Annotated in this window: 20 protein-coding genes; 7 read left to right on the plus strand and 13 right to left on the minus strand. The window is 74.0% G+C overall.

From position 1 onward, the window contains the following. The first annotated feature begins 168 nt into the window (after positions 1-168). Entirely contained in the window at positions 169-1,590 is a 1,422-nt protein-coding gene (locus ABD944_RS26850; protein ID WP_345181163.1) for a DHA2 family efflux MFS transporter permease subunit, read from the plus strand. Here the strand turns inward: ABD944_RS26850 and ABD944_RS26855 are convergent. Both ABD944_RS26855 and ABD944_RS26860 read right to left on the minus strand, forming a co-directional pair. Then, a complete protein-coding gene (locus ABD944_RS26855; RefSeq protein WP_345181165.1) occupies positions 1,519-2,829 on the minus strand; it encodes an FAD-dependent oxidoreductase in 1,311 nt (436 codons plus the stop codon). The genes ABD944_RS26850 and ABD944_RS26855 overlap by 72 nt on opposite strands. After that, positions 2,819-3,619 (minus strand): tryptophan 2,3-dioxygenase, encoded by an 801-nt coding sequence (locus ABD944_RS26860; RefSeq protein WP_345181167.1) that lies wholly within the window; start codon positions 3,617-3,619, stop codon positions 2,819-2,821. The genes ABD944_RS26855 and ABD944_RS26860 overlap by 11 nt, the downstream gene beginning before the upstream one ends. A 137-nt stretch (positions 3,620-3,756) precedes the next feature. On the opposite strand from ABD944_RS26860, the gene ABD944_RS26865 reads away from it, so the two are divergent. Then, positions 3,757-4,860: an alpha/beta hydrolase gene (locus ABD944_RS26865; protein WP_345181169.1), complete on the plus strand. Its 1,104-nt coding sequence runs from the start codon at positions 3,757-3,759 to the stop codon at positions 4,858-4,860. Between the two features lies 1 nt (position 4,861). On the opposite strand, the gene ABD944_RS26870 is transcribed toward ABD944_RS26865, so the two are convergent. Beyond that, the gene (locus ABD944_RS26870; RefSeq protein ID WP_345181171.1) at positions 4,862-6,133 is read right to left on the minus strand and encodes a hydroxyacid-oxoacid transhydrogenase; all 1,272 of its coding nucleotides are present in this window, start codon (positions 6,131-6,133) and stop codon (positions 4,862-4,864) included. 33 nt (positions 6,134-6,166) lie between these two features. Beyond that, positions 6,167-6,652 (minus strand): MarR family winged helix-turn-helix transcriptional regulator, encoded by a 486-nt coding sequence (locus ABD944_RS26875; protein WP_345181233.1) that lies wholly within the window; start codon positions 6,650-6,652, stop codon positions 6,167-6,169. Between the two features lie 89 nt (positions 6,653-6,741). Between ABD944_RS26875 and icmF the strand changes: the two genes are divergently transcribed. Beyond that, on the plus strand, positions 6,742-9,969 hold the full coding sequence (gene icmF, locus ABD944_RS26880) for a fused isobutyryl-CoA mutase/GTPase IcmF (RefSeq protein ID WP_345181173.1): 3,228 nt from the start codon (positions 6,742-6,744) through the stop codon (positions 9,967-9,969). 13 nt (positions 9,970-9,982) lie between these two features. After that, a complete protein-coding gene (locus ABD944_RS26885; protein ID WP_345181175.1) occupies positions 9,983-10,753 on the plus strand; it encodes a helical backbone metal receptor in 771 nt (256 codons plus the stop codon). Here the strand turns inward: ABD944_RS26885 and ABD944_RS26890 are convergent. The 5 genes from ABD944_RS26890 to ABD944_RS26910 form a co-directional block, all read right to left on the minus strand. Next, positions 10,750-11,340: a TetR/AcrR family transcriptional regulator gene (locus ABD944_RS26890; protein ID WP_345181177.1), complete on the minus strand. Its 591-nt coding sequence runs from the start codon at positions 11,338-11,340 to the stop codon at positions 10,750-10,752. The genes ABD944_RS26885 and ABD944_RS26890 overlap by 4 nt on opposite strands. After that, a complete protein-coding gene (gene fabG, locus ABD944_RS26895; protein ID WP_345181179.1) occupies positions 11,324-12,079 on the minus strand; it encodes a 3-oxoacyl-ACP reductase FabG in 756 nt (251 codons plus the stop codon). The genes ABD944_RS26890 and fabG overlap by 17 nt, the downstream gene beginning before the upstream one ends. A gap of 16 nt (positions 12,080-12,095) precedes the next feature. Continuing rightward, positions 12,096-13,247: an acyl-CoA dehydrogenase family protein gene (locus ABD944_RS26900; protein WP_345181181.1), complete on the minus strand. Its 1,152-nt coding sequence runs from the start codon at positions 13,245-13,247 to the stop codon at positions 12,096-12,098. A gap of 91 nt (positions 13,248-13,338) precedes the next feature. After that, the gene (locus ABD944_RS26905) at positions 13,339-15,348 is read right to left on the minus strand and encodes a substrate-binding domain-containing protein (RefSeq protein WP_345181183.1); all 2,010 of its coding nucleotides are present in this window, start codon (positions 15,346-15,348) and stop codon (positions 13,339-13,341) included. A 568-nt stretch (positions 15,349-15,916) separates the two neighbouring features. Then, positions 15,917-16,252 carry a DUF3099 domain-containing protein gene (locus ABD944_RS26910; protein WP_345181185.1) on the minus strand — a complete coding sequence of 112 codons (336 nt, stop codon included), beginning with the start codon at positions 16,250-16,252 and terminating at the stop codon, positions 15,917-15,919. A 68-nt stretch (positions 16,253-16,320) separates the two neighbouring features. On the opposite strand from ABD944_RS26910, the gene ABD944_RS26915 reads away from it, so the two are divergent. Further along, positions 16,321-16,533 (plus strand): dodecin, encoded by a 213-nt coding sequence (locus ABD944_RS26915; protein WP_185024725.1) that lies wholly within the window; start codon positions 16,321-16,323, stop codon positions 16,531-16,533. A 127-nt stretch (positions 16,534-16,660) separates the two neighbouring features. On the opposite strand, the gene ABD944_RS26920 is transcribed toward ABD944_RS26915, so the two are convergent. Then, entirely contained in the window at positions 16,661-18,043 is a 1,383-nt protein-coding gene (locus ABD944_RS26920; protein WP_345181236.1) for a metallopeptidase TldD-related protein, read from the minus strand. 5 nt (positions 18,044-18,048) lie between these two features. After that, positions 18,049-19,548, minus strand: coding sequence for a TldD/PmbA family protein (locus ABD944_RS26925; protein ID WP_345181189.1), 1,500 nt, complete (start codon positions 19,546-19,548; stop codon positions 18,049-18,051). 159 nt (positions 19,549-19,707) lie between these two features. Here ABD944_RS26925 and ABD944_RS26930 point away from each other — a divergent pair, with 159 nt between their 5' ends. Both ABD944_RS26930 and fabI read left to right on the plus strand, forming a co-directional pair. Then, on the plus strand, positions 19,708-20,412 hold the full coding sequence (locus ABD944_RS26930; protein WP_345181191.1) for a beta-ketoacyl-ACP reductase: 705 nt from the start codon (positions 19,708-19,710) through the stop codon (positions 20,410-20,412). Between the two features lie 5 nt (positions 20,413-20,417). Continuing rightward, positions 20,418-21,206 carry an enoyl-ACP reductase FabI gene (fabI, locus tag ABD944_RS26935; RefSeq protein WP_345181193.1) on the plus strand — a complete coding sequence of 263 codons (789 nt, stop codon included), beginning with the start codon at positions 20,418-20,420 and terminating at the stop codon, positions 21,204-21,206. A gap of 45 nt (positions 21,207-21,251) precedes the next feature. On the opposite strand, the gene ABD944_RS26940 is transcribed toward fabI, so the two are convergent. Both ABD944_RS26940 and ABD944_RS26945 read right to left on the minus strand, forming a co-directional pair. Further along, a complete protein-coding gene (locus ABD944_RS26940) occupies positions 21,252-21,884 on the minus strand; it encodes a hypothetical protein (protein WP_345181195.1) in 633 nt (210 codons plus the stop codon). Between the two features lie 119 nt (positions 21,885-22,003). Then, positions 22,004-23,908, minus strand: a complete 1,905-nt coding sequence (locus tag ABD944_RS26945) for a helix-hairpin-helix domain-containing protein (protein WP_345181197.1) — start codon at positions 23,906-23,908, stop codon at positions 22,004-22,006. Between the last annotated feature and the right edge of the window lie 7 nt (positions 23,909-23,915).

Here is a 23,915-nt window from a genome sequence, read left to right on the forward strand (position 1 = left end):
GGCAGGGCCGGGGGCGGAGACGCGAGCAAAGCGAGAACCGGATCGCGCAGCGAGCCTCTTTGCGAGTCGGAGCAGTGCCAGCGATCGCCGCGTTTTTCGACGATGGAGGGCCCTCCGGGCCCGAAGGAGGAGAACAAGGCAATGGACAGGCGGTGGCGAGCGCTTTCTGTGTGCCTTGTCGCGGCGTTCATGACGCTGCTGGACGTCAGCATCGTCAACGTGGCGCTGCCGTCGATCCGGGCGGGTCTGCACGCGTCCGACGCCCAGTTGCAGTGGATCCTGTCGGGGTACGCCCTGACGTTCGGGCTCGTCCTCGTCCCGGCGGGGCGGCTCGGTGACGCCCGCAGCCGCCGGGCGGTGTTCATGTCCGGGCTCGCCCTGTTCACGGCGGCGAGCGCGGCGGCGGGCGTCGCCCCGACGATCCTGCTGCTCGTCCTCGCCCGGCTCGTGCAGGGCGTCGCGGGCGGCATCCTCAACCCGCAGGTCGCCGGGCTCATCCAGCAGCTGTTCCGGGGCGCCGAGCGCGGACGGGCGTTCGGGGCGCTCGGCGCCGTCATCGGGGTCGCGACCGCCGTCGGCCCGCTGCTCGGCGGCGGGCTGATCGCGATCGCCGGATCGGCGGAGGGCTGGCGGTGGGTGTTCTACGTCAACATCCCCGTCGGGATCGCGGCGCTGTTCCTGGCGTGGCGGCTGCTGCCCGCCCCGGTCTACGGGCAGCGGCAGGGCCTGGACCCGCTCGGGGTGCTGCTGCTGGGCGCGGGGGTCCTGTGCGTGCTCCTGCCGCTCGTCCAGGAGCAGCAGTGGCGGGGCGCCCTGAAGTGGCTGCTGATCCCCGCGGGCGCCGCGCTGCTGGTGGCCTTCGCGGCCTGGGAGCGCCGGGCGCGGACGCCGATGGTCGTCCTCTCGCTGTTCCGCCTCCGCTCCTACACGCTGGGCACGGCGATCGCGCTGCTGTACTTCGCCGGGTTCACCGCGGTGTTCTTCATCTTCACCCTCTACCTGCAGAACGGCCTCGGCTACAGCGCGCTCGGCGCGGGCCTCGCCATCACCCCCTTCGCGGTCGGGTCCGGTGTGGCGTCCGCGCTCGGCGGCCGGGTCGTCTCCCGGTTCGGCCGCCCCCTCGTCGCCGCCGGCCTGTGCCTGGTGCTCGCGGGGCTCGGCGCGGCGTGGCTCGCGGTCGAGCTGAGGCCCGGCGCCGGCGTGGCCTGGGCGACCGCGGCGCCGCTGCTGCTGGCCGGGCTCGGCACCGGCCTGGTCATCTCGCCGAACCAGACGATCACGCTGTCGGAGGTGGACTACACCGAGGGCGGCAGCGCGGCGGGCGTCCTGCAGACCGGCCAGCGGGTCGGCACCGCGATGGGGATCGCCGCCGTCGGGGCGGTGTTCTTCGCCACGCTGGCCGGCACCGGCGGGGAGTGGGCGGCCGCCTTCCGGCACGGGCTGATCGTCGTGCTGGGGTTCGTGCTGGCGGCGCTGGCGGCGGCCGTCGCCGATCTGGCGGCCGGCCGCCGGCCGGCGTCAGCGCCGCCGGGCGAGGGCCCGCAGTCCGAGGCCGAGGGCCGCCGCGGAGCCGAGGGCGGCCGCGGCTAGCACCCGGTTCTGCCGCCTGATCCGCGCCGGGATCCGGGCGTACGGGATCGTCGAGAACGACACCAGCTCGTAGCGGGAGACGTAGCGTCCGGCCAGGCGGCGCTCCAGCGCGTGCGTCGCCGCCTGCTTCGCCCGGTAGACCGGCGAGGACACCCGGTCGCGCATCTCGACGAAGTTGTCCAGCGCCATCTCGGCGATCGCGTCGGTGTTGGCCTTGCGCCGCTCCTGGTAGAGCCGCAGCGCGCGGGCCCAGTCGCCGCCGGTCTCGGTCAGGCACCGGTCGATCTCGATGCAGTCCTCGAACGCGCAGTTCGCGCCCTGCCCGAAGAACGGCACGATCGCGTGCGCGGCGTCGCCCAGCAGCGCCACCACGGCTCCGTCGCCGGACCGCGTCCACGGCCAGCACCGGACGGTCACCAGCGACCCGACCGGGTTGCGCTCATAGTCGTCCGCGAGTTCCGGCATCAGGCCCGCCACGTCGGGATAGTGCCGCTCGAAGTAGGCGGTGACCTTCTCCGGGGAGTCGAGGGCGGCGAAGTCCTCCTTCGGCCAGAACAGCGTGCAGGTGAAGGAGCGGTCCAGGTTCGGCAGCGCGATCATCATCGAGGTCCCGCGCGGCCAGATGTGCAGGGCGTCGGGGTCGAGCGCGAACCCGCCGTCCTTCGGCGGGACGGTCAGCTCCTTGTAGCCGTGCTCCAGGAAGTCGGCGTCCTCGTCCAGGCGCAGCGACCGGCGGACCGCGCTGTAGGCGCCGTCCCCGGCCAGGACGACGTCGGCGGGCTCGGGGGCCGCGTCCTCCAGCAGGAGGGCGCCGGCCTCGACGTCCACGCCGGTGACGCGCTGGGAGAACCGCAGCGTGACGCCCGGCGTGCTCTCGGCGGTGTCCAGCAGCGACCGGTTCAGCTCGGCGCGGCTGATGGAGTTGATGGCGCGCTCCCCGTCGGCGCTGTAGGGCTGGAAGTTCCGCGCCCCCGACAGGGGGCGCACCATCCGCCCGTGCATGGGCAGCGCCTGCTTGAGCGACCGGTCGCGCAGGCCGACCTGCTCCAGCGCGGCCAGGCCCCGCGCCGAGACCGCCAGGTTGATCGAGCGTCCCCGCTCGGCGCCCGCGACGCGCGGGTCGGGGCGCCGCTCGTACACCGTCACCGCGATGCCGCGGCGGCCGAGCAGCACCGCGAGCAGGCAGCCCGCCAGGCCCGCCCCGACGATCGCGACCCGCTCGCCGCCCTCAGCCGCCATGGGCGGGGACCTCCTCGGTCTGGGAGCGGACCTCCCACAGGTCGGGGAAGGCGGGGGCGAACAGGGTGCTGCGCAGGTAGTCGGCGCCGGCCGACCCGCCCGTGCCGATCTTCGCGCCGATCGTCCGCTCGACCATCTTCAGGTGCCGGTACCGCCACTCCTGGACGCCCTCGTCCACGTCGACGAGCGCCTCGCAGACCTCGGCGGCCGGCCCGGACTCGTCCGCGTAGACGGCGAGCAGGACCTTCTGCACCCCGGGGTCGGGCTCCCACGGCCGGGAGAAGTCCCGCTCCAGGGCCTCGCGCGGCACCGGGTGGCCGCGCCCCGCGAGGTAGCGCAGCAGCGAGTCGAACACCGAGGGGCGGGACACGGCCGCCTGGAGCCGCTCGTCGCCGCGCAGGTCGGAGGCAGGGAAGGAGCGGCGCCCGAGGACGGCCTCGATCTCGCGGAACTGCTCGCTCTGGAAGCCGCTGGAGCTGCCGAGCGCGTCGCGGAACGAGGCGAACTGCCGGGGCGTCATCGTCTCCAGGACGTCCAGCTGCCCGACGACGGTCTTGAGGATCTTGGCGATGCGGCGGGCGGTGTGCAGCGACCCCCCGCTGTTGCCCTCCTCCAGCCGGCGCTGCAGCAGCGCGGCCTCGTGCAGGATCTGCTTGAACCACAGCTCGTAGACCTGGTGGATGATCACGAAGAGCAGCTCGTCGTGCGCCCGGGTCTTCGGCTCCTGGCACGACAGCAGGTCGTCGAGCCTCAGATAGCCGCCGTACGTCATCGTCGGCGAATCCGCCATCACGCCTCCTTGCGACACAACGGATGTGATTCGCAGCATATGGGATGGATCAGCACGTCCAGGCGGTGGGTGGTCGTGCGGAGGCGATACCCCCTACTGTTCAGAACCTGATTCGGCAACGGGCCGGGAGGCGCCGGATGGGCGAGATCGTCAGGGAGTTCGTGGGGCTGCCGTCGCCCCTGGCCGGCCGGGCGGGCGCGGGCGGCCACCCGTGCCAGGGGATCTACCACCGCCCCGCCGGGGCCGCCCCGAGGACCGCGTTCATCGCGGCCCACTACAACGTCGACTTCTCCGAGCACTACCTCGCCGAGCACCTCGCGGCCCGCGGCCACGGCTTCCTCGGCTGGAACACCCGCTTCCGCGGCAACGAGGCGTACTTCCTGCTCGACCACGCCCTCGCGGAGATCGGCGAGGGCGTCCGCTGGCTCCGCGAGCGGGCGGGCGCCGAGCGGATCGTCCTGCTCGGCAACTCCGGCGGCGGCTCGCTGATGGCCGCCTACCAGTCCCAGGCCGTCGAGCCCAACGTCACGCCCGTCGCGGGGATGCGTCCGGTCGCCGCCATCGAGGACCTGCCCGCCGGTGACCTGTTCGTCGCGCTCGCCGCCCACTCCGGCCGCCCGGAGGTCCTCACCGCCTGGATGGACCCCTCGGTCACCGACGAGACCGACCCGCTGTCGGCCGACCCGTCCCTGGACCCCTTCGACCCCGGCAACGGCCCCCCGTACAGCGCGGAGTTCCAGGCCCGCTACCGCGCCGCCCAGCGCGCGCGCAACGAGCGCATCACCGACCGGGTCCTCGCCCGCCTGGACGCGCTGAAGGGCACCCGCGCCCGCGACGCGCTGTTCACCGTGCACCGCACCTGGGCCGACCTGCGGATGGTCGACCCCGCCATCGAGCCGTCCGACCGCGAGCCCAACCGCTGCTACCTCGGCGACCCCGCCAAGGCCAACTACGGCGTGTTCGGCATCGGCTCGCTGTGCACGCTGCGCTCCTGGCTGTCGATGTGGAGCCTGCGCACCTCGCAGTGCACTGCCGCCCCGCACCTGGCGCGCATCACCGTCCCGTCGCTGGTGGTGCACGCCACGGCGGACGAGTGCGTCTACGAGAGCGACGCCCGCGCGATCTTCGACGCCCTGGCCGCGTCCGACCGGACCCTCCACCGCATCAGGGACACCCACTACCTGCCGGACTCCCGGCCCGAGGCCGCCGACCTGGTCGACGCCTGGGTCCGCGCCCGCTGAGTCACCACAGCCGCAGCGACCGGGTGAAGATCCCGGCCACGGCCTCCTCGTCCACCGGACGCGGCGAGGTCGCCAGCAGCCGCTGCTGCTTCATCGCCCCCTCCACCAGCGCGGGGACGTCGCCCTCCCCGTATCCGACGCCGCCGATCCCGTCCGGGATGCCGATGTCGCGCATCAGCCGCAGCACCGCCAGGGGCAGGTGCTCGGCGGGGTCGTCCGGCCGGTCCATCCGCGGGTCGAGCAGCTCCGCGGCCCGGACGTGCCGCTCGGGGCGCGCCTCGAAGGTGAACCGGAACGCCTCGGGCGCGGTCAGCGACACCGACATGCCGTGCGGGACCATCGCCTCCCCGCCGGGGTAGCCGTCCGGCCGGAAGTCCCTGACCTGCCCGGCGATGGGGTAGGCGTTGGCGTGCGGGATGTGCACGCCGGCGTTGCCGAACCCGAGCCCGGCGAACGTCGCCGCGAGCGCCATGTCGGTGCGCGCCTCTCGGTCGTCCCCGTCCGCGACGGCCCGGCGGAACGACCGCGACAGCAGGCTCAGCGACTTCTCGGCCCACATGTCCGACACCGGGTTGGCCCCGCAGTACGGCACCCGCTCCTCGGGCCTCTTGCGCTCGTACCGGTCGTAGGGGCGCGCGGTGTAGCTCTCCAGGGCGTGGCACAGGATGTCCATCCCCGCCGACGCGGTCACGCCGGGCGGCTGCGACATCGTCAGCTCCGGGTCCACCACGGCCAGCGCCGGCCGCAGCCGGGGGTGGCTGATGCCGGTCTTGACCCGCAGGTCCAGGACGTCCAGGACGCAGACCGTGGTGCTCTCCGCGCCGGTGCCCGTCGTGGTGGGGACGGCGACCAGCGGCAGCAGCGGCCGCTCCGGCGCCCGTCCCGCCCCCACGGGCGGGTTCAGGTAGTCGGCGAGATCGCCCTCGTTGGTCGTCAGGAGGTTGACGGCCTTCGCGGTGTCGATGCTCGACCCGCCCCCGACCGCCACGTAGGCGTCGTAGGGGCCGGTCGCGCGGGCGTGCTCGACCGCCGCGCGCATGCTCGCGTCCGTCGGCTCGACGCGCACGCCCTCGAACACCGCGGCCTCGATCCCGTAGGCCCTCATCGCGTCCGCGATCCGGTGCGGCCCGCCCGTCGCCGCGATCCCCGCGTCGGTGACGACCAGCACCCGCCGCGCCCCGAACTGCGCCAGATCGAACCCGATCTCGTCCGCGGCCCCGCTCCCGAACTTCAGCTGCGGCGCCCCATAGGTGAAGACCGTCTCGCTCGTCATCTTCCCAAGGTGCCACAGCCCCCGGCAGGGGGATCAGTCCAGATCTCCGGTGGCCATGCGGACGCGGCGCAGGGCGGTGGTGATGTCGGCGGCCTCGGCGGCGGGGAGGCCGGCGATGCCGAAGCCGGACTCGTTGAGGGCGAGCGTGGCCTCCTCGGCGAGGTCGCGGCCCGCGGGGGTGATGGTGGCGAGGACGACGCGGCGGTCGTCGGGGGAGGGGCGGCGGCCGACCAGGCCCCGCTGCTCCAGGCGGCCGATCACGTTGGTCACGGACGCGGGGTGCACCATGAGGCGGGCGCCCATCTTGCCCATGGGGAGGGTCCCGGTGCGGGCGAAGGCGAGCAGGCGCAGCGCCTCGTAGGCGGCGAACGTCAGCCCGTACGGCTTGAGGACGGCCTCGATCCGGCTGAGCAGGATCTGCTGGGCCCGCATCACCGAGGTGACGGCCGCCATGCGGTCGGCGTGCTCGGGCCAGCGGCCGCTCCACTGGCGGTGGGCCTCGGCGATGGGATCGGGCATGTCGGGCACCGGGCCACCGTATTCGGTCTTGACTGCGTCGCGCACGGAAACTATTTTAACTTCCAAATATTGGATGTCCAAGGGTTGAGGTGGAGACGGTGACGCGGGAGCTGCACGCGCCGGTGCACCCGGTGCGCTTCGTGACGGCGGCGGCGCTGTTCGACGGCCATGACGCGGCCATCAACATCATGCGGCGCATCCTGCAGTCCCAGGGCGCCGAGGTGGTGCACCTGGGGCACGACCGCTCCGTCCGGGAGGTCGTCGACGCGGTCCTGGAGGAGGACGCGCAGGGCGTGGCGATCAGCTCCTACCAGGGCGGCCACGTCGAGTACTTCGAGTACCTGTCGCGCAGCCTGAAGGAGGCCGGCGCCGAGCACGTGAAGGTGTTCGGCGGGGGCGGCGGCGTCATCGTGCACGAGGAGATCGCGCGGCTGTCGGACGCCGGCGTGCGGATCTTCTCCCCGGAGGACGGGCAGCGGCTCGGCCTGCCCGGCATGATCAACGAACTGGTCCGCGAGTGCGACGTCGACCTGGCCGCCGAGCCCGTGCCGGCCGACGCCGTGGTGGCGGGGGAGCGGCGCGCCCTCGCCCGGGCCATCACCTGCCTGCAGGCCGGCGGCCTGCCCGGGGACGACCGCGCGCGGCTCGCCGAGGCGGCGGCCGGGCGGCGCGTCCCCGTGCTGGGGATCACCGGGACGGGCGGCTCCGGGAAGTCGTCGCTCACCGACGAGCTGGTGCGGCGGCTGCGCGTCGACCAGGGCGACCGGCTGCGCGTCGCGGTGCTCGCCGTCGACCCGACGCGGCGGCGCGGCGGCGGCGCGCTGCTCGGCGACCGGATCAGGATGAACTCCCTGGACGGCGACCGCGTGTTCTTCCGCTCGCTGGCGACCCGGGGCGCGCGGGAGCTGCCGGAGAACGTCGAGGACATCGTCACCGCCTGCAAGGCCGCCGGATACGACCTGGTGGTCCTGGAGACGCCCGGCATCGGGCAGGGCGACGCCGCGATCGTCCCGCTGGTCGACGTGTCGCTGTACGTTATGACGCCGGAGTTCGGCGCCGCGTCCCAGCTCGAGAAGATCGACATGCTCGACTTCGCGGACGTGGTCGCCATCAACAAGTTCGAGCGGCGCGGCGCGGCCGACGCCCTGCGCGACGTGGGCCGCCAGCTCGTGCGCAACCGGGAGGCGTTCGGTCAGCGACCCGAGGACATGCCGGTGTTCGGCACCAGCGCCGCCACGTTCAACGACGACGGAGTCACGGCGCTCTACCAGCACCTCGGCGGGCTGCTGGCGGAGCACGGCCTGCGCCTGGAGGACGGAGCGCTCCCCGAGGTCGGAACCAAGGTGTCCACCGGCGCCGCGACCGTCATCCCGCCGAACCGGGTGCGGTACCTGTCCGACATCGCCGAGACCGTCCGGAACTACCACGCCGACACGGTGACGCAGATGGAGGCGGTCCGGCGCGTCCAGCGGCTGGACGAGGTGCGCGCCGAGCTGACGGACGCCTCCGAGGTGGAGGGCCTGCTGGAGAAGGCGCGCCGGGACGTGGAACCCGCGAACGCCGAGCTGGTCGAGGGGTGGCCCGCCGTCGTGGAGTCCTACTCCGGCGACGAGCAGGTCGTGAGGATCCGGGACCGGGAGCTGCGCACCAAGCTCACGCGCGAGTCGCTGTCGGGCAGCCGGATCCCCCGCGTCGCCCTGCCGCGCTACACCGACCACGGCGAGCTGCTGCGGTTCCTCCGCAACGAGAACCTGCCCGGCCGGTTCCCGTTCACCGCCGGGGTGTTCCCCTTCAAACGCGACAACGAGGACCCCGCCCGCATGTTCGCGGGCGAGGGCGACCCGTTCCGCACCAACCGACGCTTCAAGCTGCTGTCGGAGGGCCAGCCCGCGACGCGCCTGTCCACCGCGTTCGACTCGGTCACCCTGTACGGGCGCGACCCCGACGAGCGCCCCGACGTGTACGGCAAGGTCGGCACGTCCGGGGTGTCGATCGCCACGCTGGACGACATGAAGGCGCTGTACGACGGGTTCGACCTGTCGTCGCCGACCACCTCGGTGTCGATGACCATCAACGGTCCCGCGCCCACGATCCTGGCGTTCTTCCTCAACACGGCCATCGACCAGGGGCTGGACACCTTCTACGAGGAGAACGGGCGGGAGCCGTCCGAAGAGGAGGCCGCGCAGATCCGGGCGCGCGTCCTGTCGACCGTGCGGGGCACCGTGCAGGCCGACATCCTCAAGGAGGACCAGGGGCAGAACACCTGCATCTTCTCCACCGAGTTCTCGCTGCGGATGATGGGCGACATCCAGGAGTGGTTCATCGCCAACCAGGTCCGCAACTTCTACTCGGTGTCCATCTCCGGCTACCACATCGCCGAGGCCGGGGCGAACCCCATCAGCCAGCTCGCCTTCACCCTCGCCAACGGCTTCACCTACGTCGAGTCCTACCTGGCGCGCGGCATGGACGTCGACGACTTCGCGCCCAACCTGTCGTTCTTCTTCTCCAACGGCATGGACCCCGAGTACAACGTGCTGGGACGCGTGGCCCGCCGCATCTGGGCCGTCGCCATGCGCGACCGGTACGGCGCGAACGAGCGCAGCCAGAAGCTCAAGTACCACGTCCAGACGTCCGGTCGCTCCCTGCACGCGCAGGAGATGCACTTCAACGACATCCGCACGACGCTGCAGGCGCTCATCGCCATCTACGACAACTGCAACAGCCTGCACACCAACGCCTACGACGAGGCCGTCACCACGCCGACGGCCGAGTCGGTGCGGCGGGCCCTGGCGATCCAGCTCATCATCAACCGCGAGTGGGGCCTGGCGATGAACGAGAACCCGCTTCAGGGGTCGTTCATCATCGACGAGCTGACCGACCTGGTCGAGGAGGCGGTGCTGGCGGAGTTCGACCGCATCAGCGAGCGCGGCGGCGTCCTCGGCGCGATGGAGACCGGCTACCAGCGCGGCCGCATCCAGGACGAGTCGATGCTGTACGAGCAGCGCAAGCACGACGGCTCCCTGCCGATCGTCGGCGTCAACACCTTCCGCGGCCCCGAGGCCGGCGACGGGACGCCGCAGACGATCGAGCTCGCCCGCGCGACCGAGGACGAGAAGCGCTCCCAGCTCGACCGCGTCCACGCCTACCAGGGGGCGCACCGGGACGAGGCGCGGTCCGCCCTCGCCGCGCTCAAGGACGCGGCCCGGTCCGGCGAGAACGTGTTCGCGGTGCTGATGGACGCGGCGCGCGTGTGCAGCCTCCAGCAGATCACCGACGCGTTCTTCGAGGTCGGCGGCCAGTACCGCCGCAACGTCTGACGCCCCGCCGCCGATGGCCGTCCACGACGACACCGGCGCCCCGGCCCGTCTCCCGGACCGGGTGCGCCGCGTCGTGTCGATCGTCCCGTCCCTGACCGAGGCGGTCGCGGCGACCGCGCCGGAGCTGCTCGCCGGCGCCACCGACTGGTGCACCCGCCCCGAGGGCCTGGACGTGCCGCGGGTGCGGGGCACCAAGAACCCCGACCTGGAGAAGATCATCGGGCTGCGGCCCGACGTCGTCGTCGGCAACACCGAGGAGAACCGGCCCGCCGACGTCGCGGCGCTGCGCGCGGCCGGCGTGCCGGTGTGGATGACGCGGATCCGCACGGTCGAGGAGGCGCTGGCGTCGCTGGGGCGCATGCTCGCCGAGGCGTGCCGGGCACCGGCGCCCGGCTGGCTGGCGGAGGCGTCCCGCGTCTGGGCGGAGGTCGAACCCGGCGAGCCCCGGACGGCGGTGGTCCCGATCTGGCGACGGCCGTGGATGGTCGTCGGGCGCGACACCTTCGCCGGCGACGTCCTGGCCCGGCTCGGCGTGTCCAACGTCTACGCCGGGCATCCCGAGCGCTACCCGAAGATCCCGCTCGGTGAGCTGAACGCGGCCGGCGCGGAGCTGGTGGTCCTGCCGGACGAGCCGTACCGCTTCACCGAGGACGACGGCCCCGAGTCCTTCCCCGGCATCGACGCCGCGCTCGTCAGCGGCCGGCTCCTCACCTGGTACGGCCCGTCCCTGATCGAGGCCCCGGCCGCCCTCGCGGAAGGGCTCGCCGCGGCCCGCCCCCGCTAGCCGGGGCGGCGCGCGAACATGGCCTCCACGCAGCGGGCCATGCGCTCGTCGAGCTCCTCGGCGGGCACACCGATCTCCCGCGCGAGGTGCTCGCGCAGCAGCGTGTACCCGTAGACCGTGGACGCGATGGCCGCCTGCACGGCCGCCACGTCCTCGACCGGCAGCTCGCCGCGCGCCGCCTCCGCCGCGAGGTCCTCCCGGCCGGCGCCCCGGTTGAGCAGGACCCGGGGCCGGTCGTCGCCGTCCAGGACCAGCAGCGTCGCCAGACGGACCGGCTCGGGGTTGCGCAGGCTCGTCCAGAACAGCCGCGACAGCCGCTCCCGCAGCGGCAGCCCTGCCGCGTCCACCGCGTCCTCGGCGTTCGGGCGCGAGCGGTGGAACAGCGCCGAGCGCAGCAGCGCCCGCCGGGAGCCGAAGTACTGGTAGACCAGCCCGCGGTTGACCCCGGCCTCGTCGGCGACCTGGCGCAGGTTCAGCCCGGCGAGGACGCCGCCGCGCCGCAGCAGCGCGACCGCCGCCGCGCGCAGCGACTCCTCCGTCCTCTCCCGGTCGCGCGCCCGGGGCGCCCCGTCACGCGCGGGGACCACCGGCCACATAGATGACCTGCCCGGACACGAAGGACGCGTCGTCGCTCACCAGGAACGCGACGGTCCCGGCGATGTCCTCGGGCACGCCGACGCGCCGGACCGGGATCTCCTTGGCGGCCGCGGCCTTGAAGTCCTCGAAGTCGACGCCGACGCGGGCGGCGGTCGCGGCGGTCATCTCGGTGGCGATGAACCCGGGCGCGATCGCGTTGGCCGTGACCCCGAACCTGCCCAGCTCGATCGCCAGCGTCTTGGTGAACCCCTGGAGGCCCGCCTTGGCCGCCGAGTAGTTGACCTGGCCGCGGTTGCCGAGGGCCGACACCGACGACAGGTTCACGATCCGGCCCCAGCCGGCCTTGGTCATGTGCTCCTGCGCGGCGCGGGTCATCACGAACGAGCCCCGCAGGTGCACCGACATGACCGAGTCCCAGTCGTCGTCGGACATCTTGAACAGCAGGTTGTCGCGCGTGATGCCGGCGTTGTTCACCAGGACGACGGGCGGGCCGAGCTCCGCGGCGACGCGCGCCACGGCGGCGTTCGCCCGCGCGGTGTCGGCGACGTCCACGCCGACGGCGAGCGCGGTGCCGCCCTCCCCGGCGATCGTCTCGACGGTGCCGGCGCAGGCGGCCTCGTCCAGGTCGCAGACCGCGACGGCGAACCCCTCCCTGGCGAGACGGACGGCGGTGGCGGCGCCGATGCCGCGCGCGGCGCCGGTGACGATGGCCACCCGGGTGTCGGTCATGTGCGCAGCCCTTCCGTCAGACCTGGATGTCCTTGGCGATGATGGTCTTGAGCACCTCGCTGGTGCCGCCGTAGATCCGGGCGACCCGGGCGTCGGCGTACAGGCGCGCGATCGGGTACTCCAGGATGTAGCCGTAGCCGCCGTGCAGCTGGAGGCACTTGTCGACGACGCGGGCCTGCACCTCGGTGCAGAACAGCTTGCAGACGGCGGCGTCGGCGGGGGTGAGCTCGCCGGCGTCCAGCGCCTCGATGCAGCGGTCGACGAGCGAGCGGGCGGCCTCGACCTCGGTGGCGCACTCGGCCAGCACGAACTTGGTGTTCTGGAACGACGACACGGTCTTGCCGAAGACGGTGCGCTCCTGGACGTACCGGCGGGCGAACTCGACGGCGGCGGCCGCCGACGCGTAGGAGCTGGTCGCGATGCCGAGGCGCTCCTCGGCGAGGTTGTGCGTCAGGTACTCGAACCCGCGGCCCTCCTCGCCGAGCAGGTCCTCCACGGGCACCCGGACGTCGGTGAACGACAGCTCGGCGGTGTCGGAGCTGCGCAGCCCGATCTTCTCCAGCTTGCGGCCGACCGCGTAGCCCTCGCTCCGGGTGTCCACGGCGAGGATCGACAGGCCCGCCCGGCGGTTCTCCGGCGTGGCCGGGGACGTCCGCGCGACCACGAGCACCCGGTCGGCGAGGACGCCGCCGGTGATGAACGTCTTGGCGCCGTTCAGGACGTAGTGGTCGCCGTCCCGCCGCGCCGTGGTCTGCATGCCGGCGAGGTCGGAGCCGGTGCCGGGCTCGGTCATCGCGATGGCCGTCATCATCTCGCCGGACACGAACGGCGGCAGCCAGCGCTTCTTCTGCTCCGGCGACCCGTACTTCAGCAGGTAGGGCAGGACGAGGTTGACGTGCACGCCGTAGCCGCCGAAGCTCACGCCGGCGCGGGCGCACTCCTCGGAGATCACGGCCTGGTACTTGAAGCTCGTCTCGCCCGCGCCGCCGTACTCCTCGGGCACCTGGATGCCGAACACGCCGAGCTCGCCGAGCTTGGTGTAGAAGTCGCGCGGCGGGTGGCCGGCGTTCTCCCACTCCTCGTAGACCGGGGCCACCTCGGCCTCGATGAACGCCCGGATCGTGTCCCGGAAGGCCTCGTGGTCCTCGTTGAAAACGGTGCGGCGCACGCCGTGCCCCTCTCGCCAGCGTTGTTAACAGAACGCTAAGTTAACTCGAAGGTAGTTCTAGAATCAAATGCGAGAGGGGTGCGCGGGCAGGTCAGCAGTCGGGTTCGCAGACCCGGCGCGAGACCGCCCTGAGGAAGATCGCCTGGATCTGCCCGGGCGTCCGGGCCACGTAGGCGTCGCCGTGCGTCACCTGCGCGATCCGCCGCAGCTCGTTGACGTCCACGTCCGATCCGTAGCCGAGCATGTTGACCTGGACGGGCCGCTCCGGGTCGTACTCGCGCCGCATGTGGGCGAGCGTCTCCTCCAGGGACGGGCCGCGCGGGTCCTCGTTCCTCCCGTCCGTCCACAGCAGGACCGAGTTCACGTACTCCGGCTTGTAGGTCCGCTTCATGTGGTCGAACGCCGCCATGACCGTGTCGTACAGCCCGGTGTCGCCGTGCTCCTTCACCCGGATCCGCGCGAACGCGCTCAGCACGAGCTGCCGCCGGGTCGCCGAGCCCAGCCGCTCGTCGAGCGGTCCCACGCTGACCAGCTCCCGCCAGTCCCGGCCGCCCTGGAGCTCCGTGGAGAAGATCCACTGGCCGAGCTCGCTGTCGTCCGGCAGCAGCGCCAGCCCGCTCTGGGCCGTGCGCACCGTGGACTGCAGCCGCGTCACGCCGGGCCCGACCTCCTCGTCCATCGACCCCGACACGTCGATGATGCTCAGCATCCGGATGCTCAGCGACAGCTGGGCCCACGACTGCATGGTGCGCCGCACCTCCGCGGCGGGCGTGTCGGGGAGCGCCACCGGGGGCCGCGGATCCAGCCCGGTCCGCGGGGAGAACGACGCGGGCGCGGTTCCGCCGGGCGTCCGGAAGCCCAGCCGCTGGAGGTCCTCCCGGGCGGCCCTGCCCGCGAGCTCCTTCTCGAGTAAGCGCGCCGCGCTCGCCTTGGCCCGGTCCTGCGCCAGGACGGTGAACGGGTGGTCGAGGTAGACCGTCCCCTCGGCCGGGTACACGGCGACCGCCGCCTCGGCCGGGCGCCGCGCGTTGTAGGCGAACACCGCCTGCTCGGGCGCCATCGCGACCGGGTAGCGGTCCGCCTCGCCCCGGCCGGACGAGGCGGACGCCGCGAACGCGGCGAACTCGGCGTCGACGGAGACGGCGACGCCCTCCCGGATCGTGCGGACCACCCCGGTGAACGACGCCTCGCCGCCGGGGGCGCCGCCCAGCAGCGCACCCGCCAGGATCAGCGAGCCCATGCCGGTCGCGCTGCGGGCCGGATCGGGGACCTGGAGCCGGAGCAGCCGCGGCGGGATCACCCCGGCGTCGTCGGCCGGATCCCGTCCGGCGTCCGGGGCCGTCCCGGCCGCGGCGAGCAGGTCCTTCCACGACGGCCGCTCCGGGGCGCCGAGGTTGCGCAGCTGCGTCGCCAGGCCGCGCGGCACGGCCAGGACGATCGGAGTCGAGGCGATCCCGGCGGACCGTCCCGAGGCGCCGCCCGCCGGGGCGTGCCCGGAGCCGCCGACGAGCGCGGTCCAGAGCGAGGAGTCGGGGATCCAGACGTCCGGCCTGCGGGCGACGCCGGCCACGCCCTTGCCGGACAGCAGCGTCGCGACCGCGGCGGGGTCGGCGGCGCGCACACGCGCGCGGGCGCACCGCCCGCCCGCCTCGCGGCGCGCGTCGTTGAAACGCCGTGCCGCCCGCACGACCGCCGGTGCGACGTCCGGCGCCGCGGCCACGTCGAGCGTCACCGCGCCGCCGGAGCAGCCGTCGCCCGTCGAGGCGATCGCGTACGCGCCGAACCCGGTGAGCAGCACCAGGCCGACGGCGCCCGCCAGCGGCCCGAGCAGGACGCCGCCGATCCGCCGCGGCGGCCGGCCCCCGCCCAGCGCCCACGGCCCCCGCGGCTGTTCGGCGGCGTGCGCCGGGCCCGGGCGACGGGGGGACCGGTCGGGTCTGCTGAAGGCGTCGAAGGGGTCGTCCTCCCGGTCGCCCGGCGTGCGGCGGGGCGGGAGCCCGGCCGGCTGCGAGGCCCCGAGGAAGGGGGTCGGGGACGCGGGGCCGCCCGGCTCCGGCAGGTTCCTGGGCGCCCACTCGGGCACGTCGTCGAAAGCGCTCATGGCCGATCTCCGTTTCCCGGGCGGGGCTGCGGGCCGTGCCGCGCCCGGGGGCGGACGGCCCGCCACTGAGACACATGGTCGATATGTCTCAGGCGAGGCAGCTGTGATGTTCGTCTCGACAGCCGCCTTCGTCAAGGGGGCGCCGCTCCGCAGTACGCGGCGGGCGGCGGGAAGGATCGGCCCGCGCCCGGCCGCCCTGGCGAAGGGGCCCGCGCGGCAGCGCCCGGGCCCCGCGATTCCGGGCGCGAAAGGATGTGAAATGACCAGTTTTGGGGGCATGGCCGGACCAGGACAGCGCGGAGGGCTTGCGTTCTCGCGAGGATGTGCCCGGCCCGGACAGGTCGGTCAAGCGAAGGTGCGAGGGAGGTCATCCGTGAGCATGGGAGGCGTCAACAGGATTCCCGGGCAAATAAAAGCGGCGCCGGGTGGATACGGGGGCAATCCACCCGGCGCCGCATCATCGGTGTTCCGACGGGGGCCCGGAACACCGGCACGGGCGCTCCGACGGGGGACCAGAGCGCCGGTACAAATCGTACACCGAAACCCCCCGCGGTTAGTCAAGAGAATGTCACGACCGGATTTCTGGTCGCTGTCCGGAAACCGGCTTCTGTTCCCGGCGGTGACGGTCGTCGAAGGCCGCCCGGGCGGTCGGTTCGCGACCCCCGTTCGCGAAGATCACGGCGACGTAGGGGAGCACCGCGGCGCCGACCACCATGAGCAGCGCGAGCCACCACGGCGCGCCCGCCACGGCGGCCACCACCGCCCCCACGAAGCAGATCGTGCGGACGCCCATGGACATCAGGTACCGGCGCTGGCGGTGGCCGATGTCCTCCGACATGGGGCGGGGAGCGTCGGTGACCGTGTAGACCGCCGGCTCGCGGTGGTGGCGGTGATTGACCTTCACCATTCCACGGTAAGCCCATGGAGGCCGACCCGCACCGGCGGCACCGGGCAAAACATCTGGAGGAGTCGATGACCGATCGCACGTACCGCGTGACCGAGATCGTGGGGACCTCGCCGGAGTCCGTCGAGGCCGCGATACGCAACGGCGTCCGGCGCGCCTCGCAGACCCTGCGGCACCTCGACTGGTTCGAGGTGACCGAGGTCCGCGGCCATATCGAGGACGGCGAGGTGGGCCACTTCCAGGTCACCATGAAGGTCGGCTTCCGCCTGGAGGACGCCTGACGCGCGCCGGGCCCGGCGCCGGGGCCGCCCCGCCGTCCGGCCCGCCGCGCCGGGCGGCGCGGGGGCGCCGGCGCCGGGACCGGCCCGGCCCCGGCGACGCCCTCGCGCCGTCCCCGGCCGCGGCGGCTCAGGTGGCCTGGCTCACCGTCGACATGTGGAAGTCGGGGACCCGGATCGCCGGCATGGCGGTGCGGGTGAAGTAGTCCGACCACTCGCGCGGCAGCGTCGGCCCCGTCTCGCCGACCTCGGAGATCCGCGATAGCAGGTCGACCGGGCTCTCGTTGAACCGGAAGTTGTTCACGGCCCCGACGACCTCGCCGTCCTCGACGAGGTAGACGCCGTCGCGGGTGAGGCCGGTCAGCAGCAGGCTCTGCGTGTCGACCTCCCGGATGTACCACAGGCACGTCAGCAGCAGCCCGCGCTCGGTGCGGGCGATCATCTCCTCCAGGGACGCGCCGCCGTCCGGACCCCTCATCGACAGGTTGTCGACGGCGGGGGTGAGCGGCAGGCCGGTGCGCTCGGCGGAGTGCCGGGTCTGGGCGAGGGACGCGAGGGCGCCCTCGCGGATCCAGTCGGTGGGGCCGAGCGCGAGCCCGTTGTCGAACACCGAGGACTCGCGGCTGGAGGCGTGCGCGATGACGAACGGGGCGCACTGCATGCCCGGCGCGGCCGGGTCGCTGGACAGGGTGACCGGCAGGTCGCTGAGCCGCTCCCCGACGCGGGTGCCGCCGCCGGGGGCGCTGAACACCGTCCGGCCGTCCTGCGCGTCCTGGGCGCCCGCCGACCAGTACAGGTAGATCATCAGGTCGGCGACGGCGGACGGCGGCAGGATCGTCTCGTACCGGCCGGCCGGCAGGTCCACGCGCCGCTCGCCCCACTCCAGCCGCCGGGCGAGCCCGCCGGTGAGGCCGGCGACGTCGACGTCGGTGAAGTCGCGGGTGCCCACGCCCGCCCACGCCGAGCCGCCCGCGCCCTTGGCGTTCAGCTCCAGCAGCCCCGTGGGCTGGTCGTGGCGCAGCCGCAGCCCCGCCGAGGAGCCGAGGAACGTCGAGGTGAGGACGTGGTTGGCGAACCCGTACAGGCGCCGGTCGCCGGCCTGCGCGGCTGCGAACGCCTCGCCCAGCGCGGGAGCGAAGCCCTCGAACACCCCGATCCCGGTCTCGGCGGGCTCGTCGTCCCATCCGGCCGCGCCGGAGGGCGGCCCCTCGGAGACCAGCGGCCGGGCGTCCTCGGCGGCCTCGTTGCCGGCGGCGTCGGCCTCGGCGGCGCGCACCAGGTCCTCGATGCCGTCGGCGCCGACGGCCGACCGCGACACCACGCCCGCCGCCACGCCGTCCGCCGTGTTCCGCAGCGCGATGACGGTGAGGCGGCTGGAGCGGGTCACGCCGTTGGTGGTCAGGGTGTTGCCCGCCCACCGCAGGTTCGCGGTGCTCGCCTCGTCGGCGATGACGACGCAGTCGTCGGCGCGCGACAGCGACAGGGCCCGCTCGACGGCCTCCTGCGGCCTGATCGTGCTCACTGGCCGGCCTCCTTCAGCGCGTTGAGGATGTTGACGCCCCGGAACAGCGCCGACGGGCAGCCGTGGCTGACCGGCGCGACCTGCCCCGGCTGGCCCTTGCCGCAGTTGAACGCGCCGCCGAGCACGTAGGTCTGCGGCCCGCCGACGGCCTCCATCGAGTTCCAGAAGTCGGTGGTGGTCGCCTGGTAGGCGACGTCGCGGAGCTGCCCGGCGAGGCGGCCGTTCTCGATGCGGAAGAACCGCTGCCCGGTGAACTGGAAGTTGTAGCGCTGCATGTCGATCGACCAGCTCTTGTCGCCGAGGATGTAGATGCCGCGCTCGACCCCGGAGATCAGCTCCTCGGTGGACGGGCCGCCCTCGGCGGGCTTGAGCGAGACGTTCGCCATCCGCTGGATCGGCATGCTGGACGCGGCGTCGGCGAAGGCGCAGCCGTTGGAGCGCTCGGCGCCGGTGAGGCGGGCGATGCGGCGGTCGGTCTGGTAGCCGGTGAACAGGCCCCCGGAGACGATGTCGAACGACTGGGCCTGCACGCCCTCGTCGTCGTAGCCGATGGTGGCCAGCCCGTGCTCGGTGGTCCGGTCCCCGGTGACGTTCATGATTTCGGAGCCGTACCGCAGCGTCCCGAGCTTGTCGGGGGTGGCGAACGAGGTGCCCGCGTAGGCGGCCTCGTAGCCGAGCGCCCGGTCCAGCTCGGTGGCGTGCCCGATCGACTCGTGGATCGTCAGCCACAGGTTGGACGGATCGACGACGACGTCGTACACCCCCGGCTCCACCGACGGCGCGGCGAGCTTCTCGGCGAGCAGTTCGGGGATGCGGGCGAGCTCCCCGTCCCAGTCCCAGTGCTCGCCCGACAGCCACTCCCATCCGTAACCGGCGGGCGGCGCCAGCGTGCGCATCGTGTCGAACAGGCCGCCGGCGATGCCCACGGCGTTGACGACGGGATGCAGCCGGACGCGCTGCTGGGTGGTGACCGTGCCGGCGAGGTCGGCGAAGAACTTGTTCTCCTTGACCTGCAGCAGGGTCGCGTCGACGTGGTCGACGCGGTCGTCGCCGAGCAGCAGGCGGCTCCAGCCCGCCAGCAGCGCGACCTTGTCGGCGGTCGGCACCTCGAAGGGGTCGGTCTCGTAGGCCGAGACCCAGGTGCGCTCCCCGTGGACGGGCTCGGGCGCCAGCTCGATGGGCTCGCGGTTGACGGCCCTGGCGACGGCGGCGACCTCCACGGCCTGCGCGGCGACGCGGGCGGCGCCGTCGGGCGTCAGGTCGATGCCGGCGGCGAAGCCCCAGGTGCCGTCCTTGACGACCCGGACCGACAGCCCGACGTCGTCGGCGTCCAGGGCGGTCTCCAGGGCGGCGTCGTGGAGCCGGAGGGTCTGGCTGCGGATGCGCTCCAGGCGGAAGTCGGCGTGCTGCGCGCCCAGCTCCCTGGCGCGGGACAGCGCCGCGTCGGCCAGCGCGCGAAGCGGCAGCGCGGTGAAGGCGGGATCGATGTCATGCACCCTCCGCAACCTACCGTCCGCGCCCGTCCCGCCGGGGGCCCGCGCGCCGCGCGAACAAAGGGAGGTGAGCGGATCTTGTCGGTTCGGCACATCCGCAGCGGCCGCACGGGCCGCTAATGTCGTGCAGCAGCCAACGAGCAGTACAACGAGAGGGTCCTGATGAGTCGCTCTGTCCTCGTGACCGGCGGTAACCGGGGCATCGGCCTCGCCATCGCCCGCGAGCTGGCCGCGGCGGGCGACGCGGTCGCGGTCACCTACCGGTCCGGAGAGCCGCCCGAGGGGCTGTTCGGCGTCCGGTGCGACGTGACGAGCGCCGAGGACGTCGACGCGGCCTTCAGCAAGGTGGAGGCGGAGCAGGGGCCCGTCGAGGTGGTCGTCGCCAACGCGGGGATCACCAAGGACACGCTTCTGGCGATCATGAGCGAGGAGTCGTTCACCTCGGTCCTCGACACCAACCTGACCGGGTCGTTCCGGGTGGCCAAGCGCGCGGTCAAGGGCATGATGCGCAAGCGCGCGGGCCGGATCGTGCTGGTCTCCTCGGTCGTGGGGCTGCTGGGCTCGCCGGGGCAGTCCAACTACGCCGCGTCCAAGGCCGGCATGGTCGGGTTCGCGCGCTCGCTCGCCCGCGAGCTCGGGTCCCGGGGCATCACGGTCAACGTGGTGGCGCCCGGGTTCGTCGACACCGACATGACGGCGGTGCTGACGGAGGACCAGCAGAAGGCCATCACCGCCGCGGTGCCGCTCGGCCGCATCGCGAAGCCGGAGGAGATCGCCAAGGCCGTCCGGTTCGTCGCCAGTGAGGACGCCGCCTACATCACCGGGGCCGTGATCCCGGTCGACGGCGGCCTGGGAATGGGGCACTGACAGTCATGGGAATCCTCGAAGGCAAGCGCATCCTGGTCACCGGCGTCCTCACCGACGCCTCCATCGGCTTCCACGTCGCGCGGATCGCGCAGGAGCAGGGCGCCGAGGTGGTGCTGACCGCCTACCCGCGGCCCACCCTCACGCAGCGGACCGCCAAGCGGCTGCCGTCCGGCCCTGACAACCCGCCGCCGGTGCTGGAACTCGACGTGACCGACGCCGACCAGCTGGGCGCCCTCGCCGGGAACCTGCGCGACAGCGGCTTCGACCGCCTCGACGGCGTGGTCCACGCGATCGGCTTCGCGCCCCAGACCGCGCTCGGCGGGAACTTCCTGGAGACGCCCTGGGAGGACGTCGCCACCGCCGTGCACGCCTCCGCGTACTCGCTGAAGTCGCTGACGATGGCGTGCCTGCCGCTGATGAAGGACGGCGGCTCGGTCGTCGGCCTCGACTTCGACGCCACCAAGGCGTGGCCGGTCTACGACTGGATGGGCGTGGCCAAGGCCGGCCTGGAGTCGTGCGCCCGCTACCTGGCCAAGTACCTGGGCCCGCAGGGCATCCGGGTGAACCTCGTCGCCGCGGGCCCGCTCGCGACGATGGCGGCCAAGAGCATCCCCGGTTTCGAGGGCATGACGGAGCTGTGGCCGAAGGCGGCCCCGCTCGGCTGGGACATCAAGGACAGCGAGCCGACGGCCCGCGCCTGCGCGGCCCTCCTGTCGGACTGGTTCCCCGCGACGACGGGCGAGATCGTCCACGTCGACGGCGGGCTGCACTCCATCGGCGCGCCCTCCATGTGACCCCGGCGGCCGCGCCGGACTCCGGCGCGGCCGAGGGAGCCGTTCTCAGCGGGCCCCGCGCCGGCGGCGGAGGGCGCGGCCCGCGACGCTGACGTTGAGCGCGCCCACGGCCCCGGCGGCCCCGGCCGCCGCGGCGATCAGCATCATCTGGCCGTTGTCCTGGCCGGTGGCGGCGACGGGGGAGATGAGGCGGGTCTGCGGCATGGCGGCCGTCCCGCCGACGGCGTTCGGGTCGGCCGCGATCTCAGGGGTGGGCAGCACGCCGGGCAGTCCCGCCGCGGTGGCGGGCGCCTGCCCGGAGTACGGCTTGAGTCCGCCCGGCCCTGTCATCGGTGCCGGGCCGGGCACCGCGCCCCTCCCGCCGCTCGGCGCAGAGGGCGCCTTGCGGGGGGCCTTGGCGGGCGCCTTGGCCGGCGTCCTGGTCTTCTTCGTGGTCTTCTCAGGGACGGGCTTCAGGCTCTTGGTCGGCGCCGGCGTCGGCGCGGGCGTCTTCGGGGTGAGCGCCTCGCGCAGGTTGCCGAGGTTGCACTTCCAGTTCTCGACCGTGCTCTCGGGGTCGACGCCCTTCTTGCACGTCTCCGCCGCCGCCTCGGCCGCCGGGGCGGCGAGGACGAGGACGAGCGCCCCCGCCGAGACCGCCGCCGACGCCGTTCCGAGCCGCCTGAGCCGCTGGGGCATGTCGCTCCTCCACCCGATGCCGTGCCTGACCCTTGTTGACCCTGTCCCTTGTTGACATCGTGTCCCATACGGGGTCGTCCGTAAACCGCGACACGGGGGTTTCTTTACCCATCAGTACCTCACTGGGCCACCAGCCTCGCGAGCCTGGTGCGCCGCGCGGGCGCGTCCTCCTCGCGGACGGCCCTGGCCAGGGCGGGTCCGGCCGCCTGCACGACGGACAGGTGGCGGCGCGCGAGGCCGAACGCGGTGGCCACCAGCGGCCGTGACAGGCCGTCCGCGCCCAGGACCGCCACCACGCCGGGCCGCCGCGTCCCGCGCGCGAGCGCCACGGGCACCGCCCAGCCGTGCCGCAGCCGGGACGCCTCCGCCGGGGCGACGACCGCGGCGCCGCCCGGGAAGTCGACCTCCAGCCCGTGCGGGCCGCCGCCGGTCACCACGCCCGTCTCGCCGAGCGGCGCCTGCGGGAGCGGCGCCGCCACGACCACGCGGTCGCCGGGGTCCAAACCGCCGAACGCGCCGGGGCCGGGGTTCAGCCGGGCCTTGAGCGCGGCGTTCAGGGCGCCCGCGCCCGCGTCCCCGCCCGCCGCCGGGGCGACGACCTGGACGTCCTCGACGGGGATGCCGAGGGCGCGGGGGATCGAGTCGGTGACGAGCTGGACGGCCCGGTGCACCGCCTCGCCGGCGTCCTCGGCGGGCACGATGACCACCTCGCGGCCCGGGGCGTCCACGGCGGTCAGCTCGCCGCCGCGCACCGCCTCGGTCAGGACGCCGAGCGGGCCGGACGGCGGCTCCGCGTCCAGCGCCACGACGGGCACGGTCTCCGACGCCTCCAGATCGTCCAGCGGACGGCCGGGCCCGGCGGGCGGCGGGGCGCCGGGCTCGCGGCACAGCACGAGGTGGGCGCCGTCGGGGCACGCCTCGGCCAGCACCGCGCACAGCTCGACGTCGAGCGCCGCGCCGTCCGCCACGACGAGCAGGTCGAGATCGAAGGGCCGCTGCTCGCCGCGCCCGTAGACGACGGCCCCGGGCGCGGCCGAGGGGTCCTCGCGCGGCTCCAGCAGCCGGTGCAGGCTGGTGACCGCGACGCCCTCCGCCGCGCCGGCGGGGAAGGCGGCCGCGAGATCGGCGGCGGCGCGGTCGGTGGGTGCCGCCACGGCCGTCCGCAGGCCCTGCGAGACCGCGGCGGAGGCGATCCCGGCGATCGTGCGGGCGAGGCCGTCCGCCGCGCCGGACAGGATGCTGACGCCGGTGCGCAGCGCGGCGGTGAGGGCCAGGGAGCGGTCCTCGGGGAGCCCGTCGCGCAGGCCCTTCAGGGCCGCGTCGTCAAGCAGCGGCGCGGCGGTCAGCGTCAGGCGCTGGAACCCCTCGGCCGCCGCCTCCTCCGCGAGCGCCCACCGCGCCGGGCCGAGCGTCTCCTCCGGCTCCGGCGGCTCGGCGCCCTCCTCGAACGCCTCCTCGTCGAACTCCGGCTCCTCGGTCAGCGCCAGGACCTCCGCCTCGTCCAGCGCCGCGTCGACGGCGCGCCGCGGGTCGGGGAAGCGCAGGCGCTCCAGCGCGGTCAGCACGTCGGCGGCGGGCGTGACCGTGTGGCCCTGGCGGGCCGCCTCCGTCAGCAGGTGCAGGACGAGGGCCCCGCCGCGGCGGGGATCGTCCGGGCGGGCGTCCTCGCCGAGCAGGGCGCGGGCGAAATGGTCGGCCTGGCCGGGCCGGACGCCGGGGACGCTCAGCAGGCGCCACGGGTCCTCGCGCAGCCGTCCGGCGGCGCCCGGCCCCAGCCGCGCCGCGGCGCGGGAGGCGAGCGCGGCGGGCACGCCAGTCTCGGCGAACAGCCCGCCGAGGGCGCGCAGGTCCTCCTCCGGGCCGGCGGCGGGCGGCGGCGGCGGCGCGAGCGCGGGCGCGGGCGCGGGGGAGTCCCGCCCGTCGAGCGCTCCGGCGGCGGCCTCGGCCGCGCGCATGGCGGCCTCGGCGCGCGCCTTGCGCTCGGCGGCGGAGGGGGCGGCGGACTGGTCAGGGGTGTCGGTCACGGGCTTC

The sequence above is a fragment of the Actinomadura verrucosospora genome (genome assembly GCF_039540335.1).
Taxonomy (GTDB): domain Bacteria; phylum Actinomycetota; class Actinomycetes; order Streptosporangiales; family Streptosporangiaceae; genus Spirillospora; species Spirillospora verrucosospora.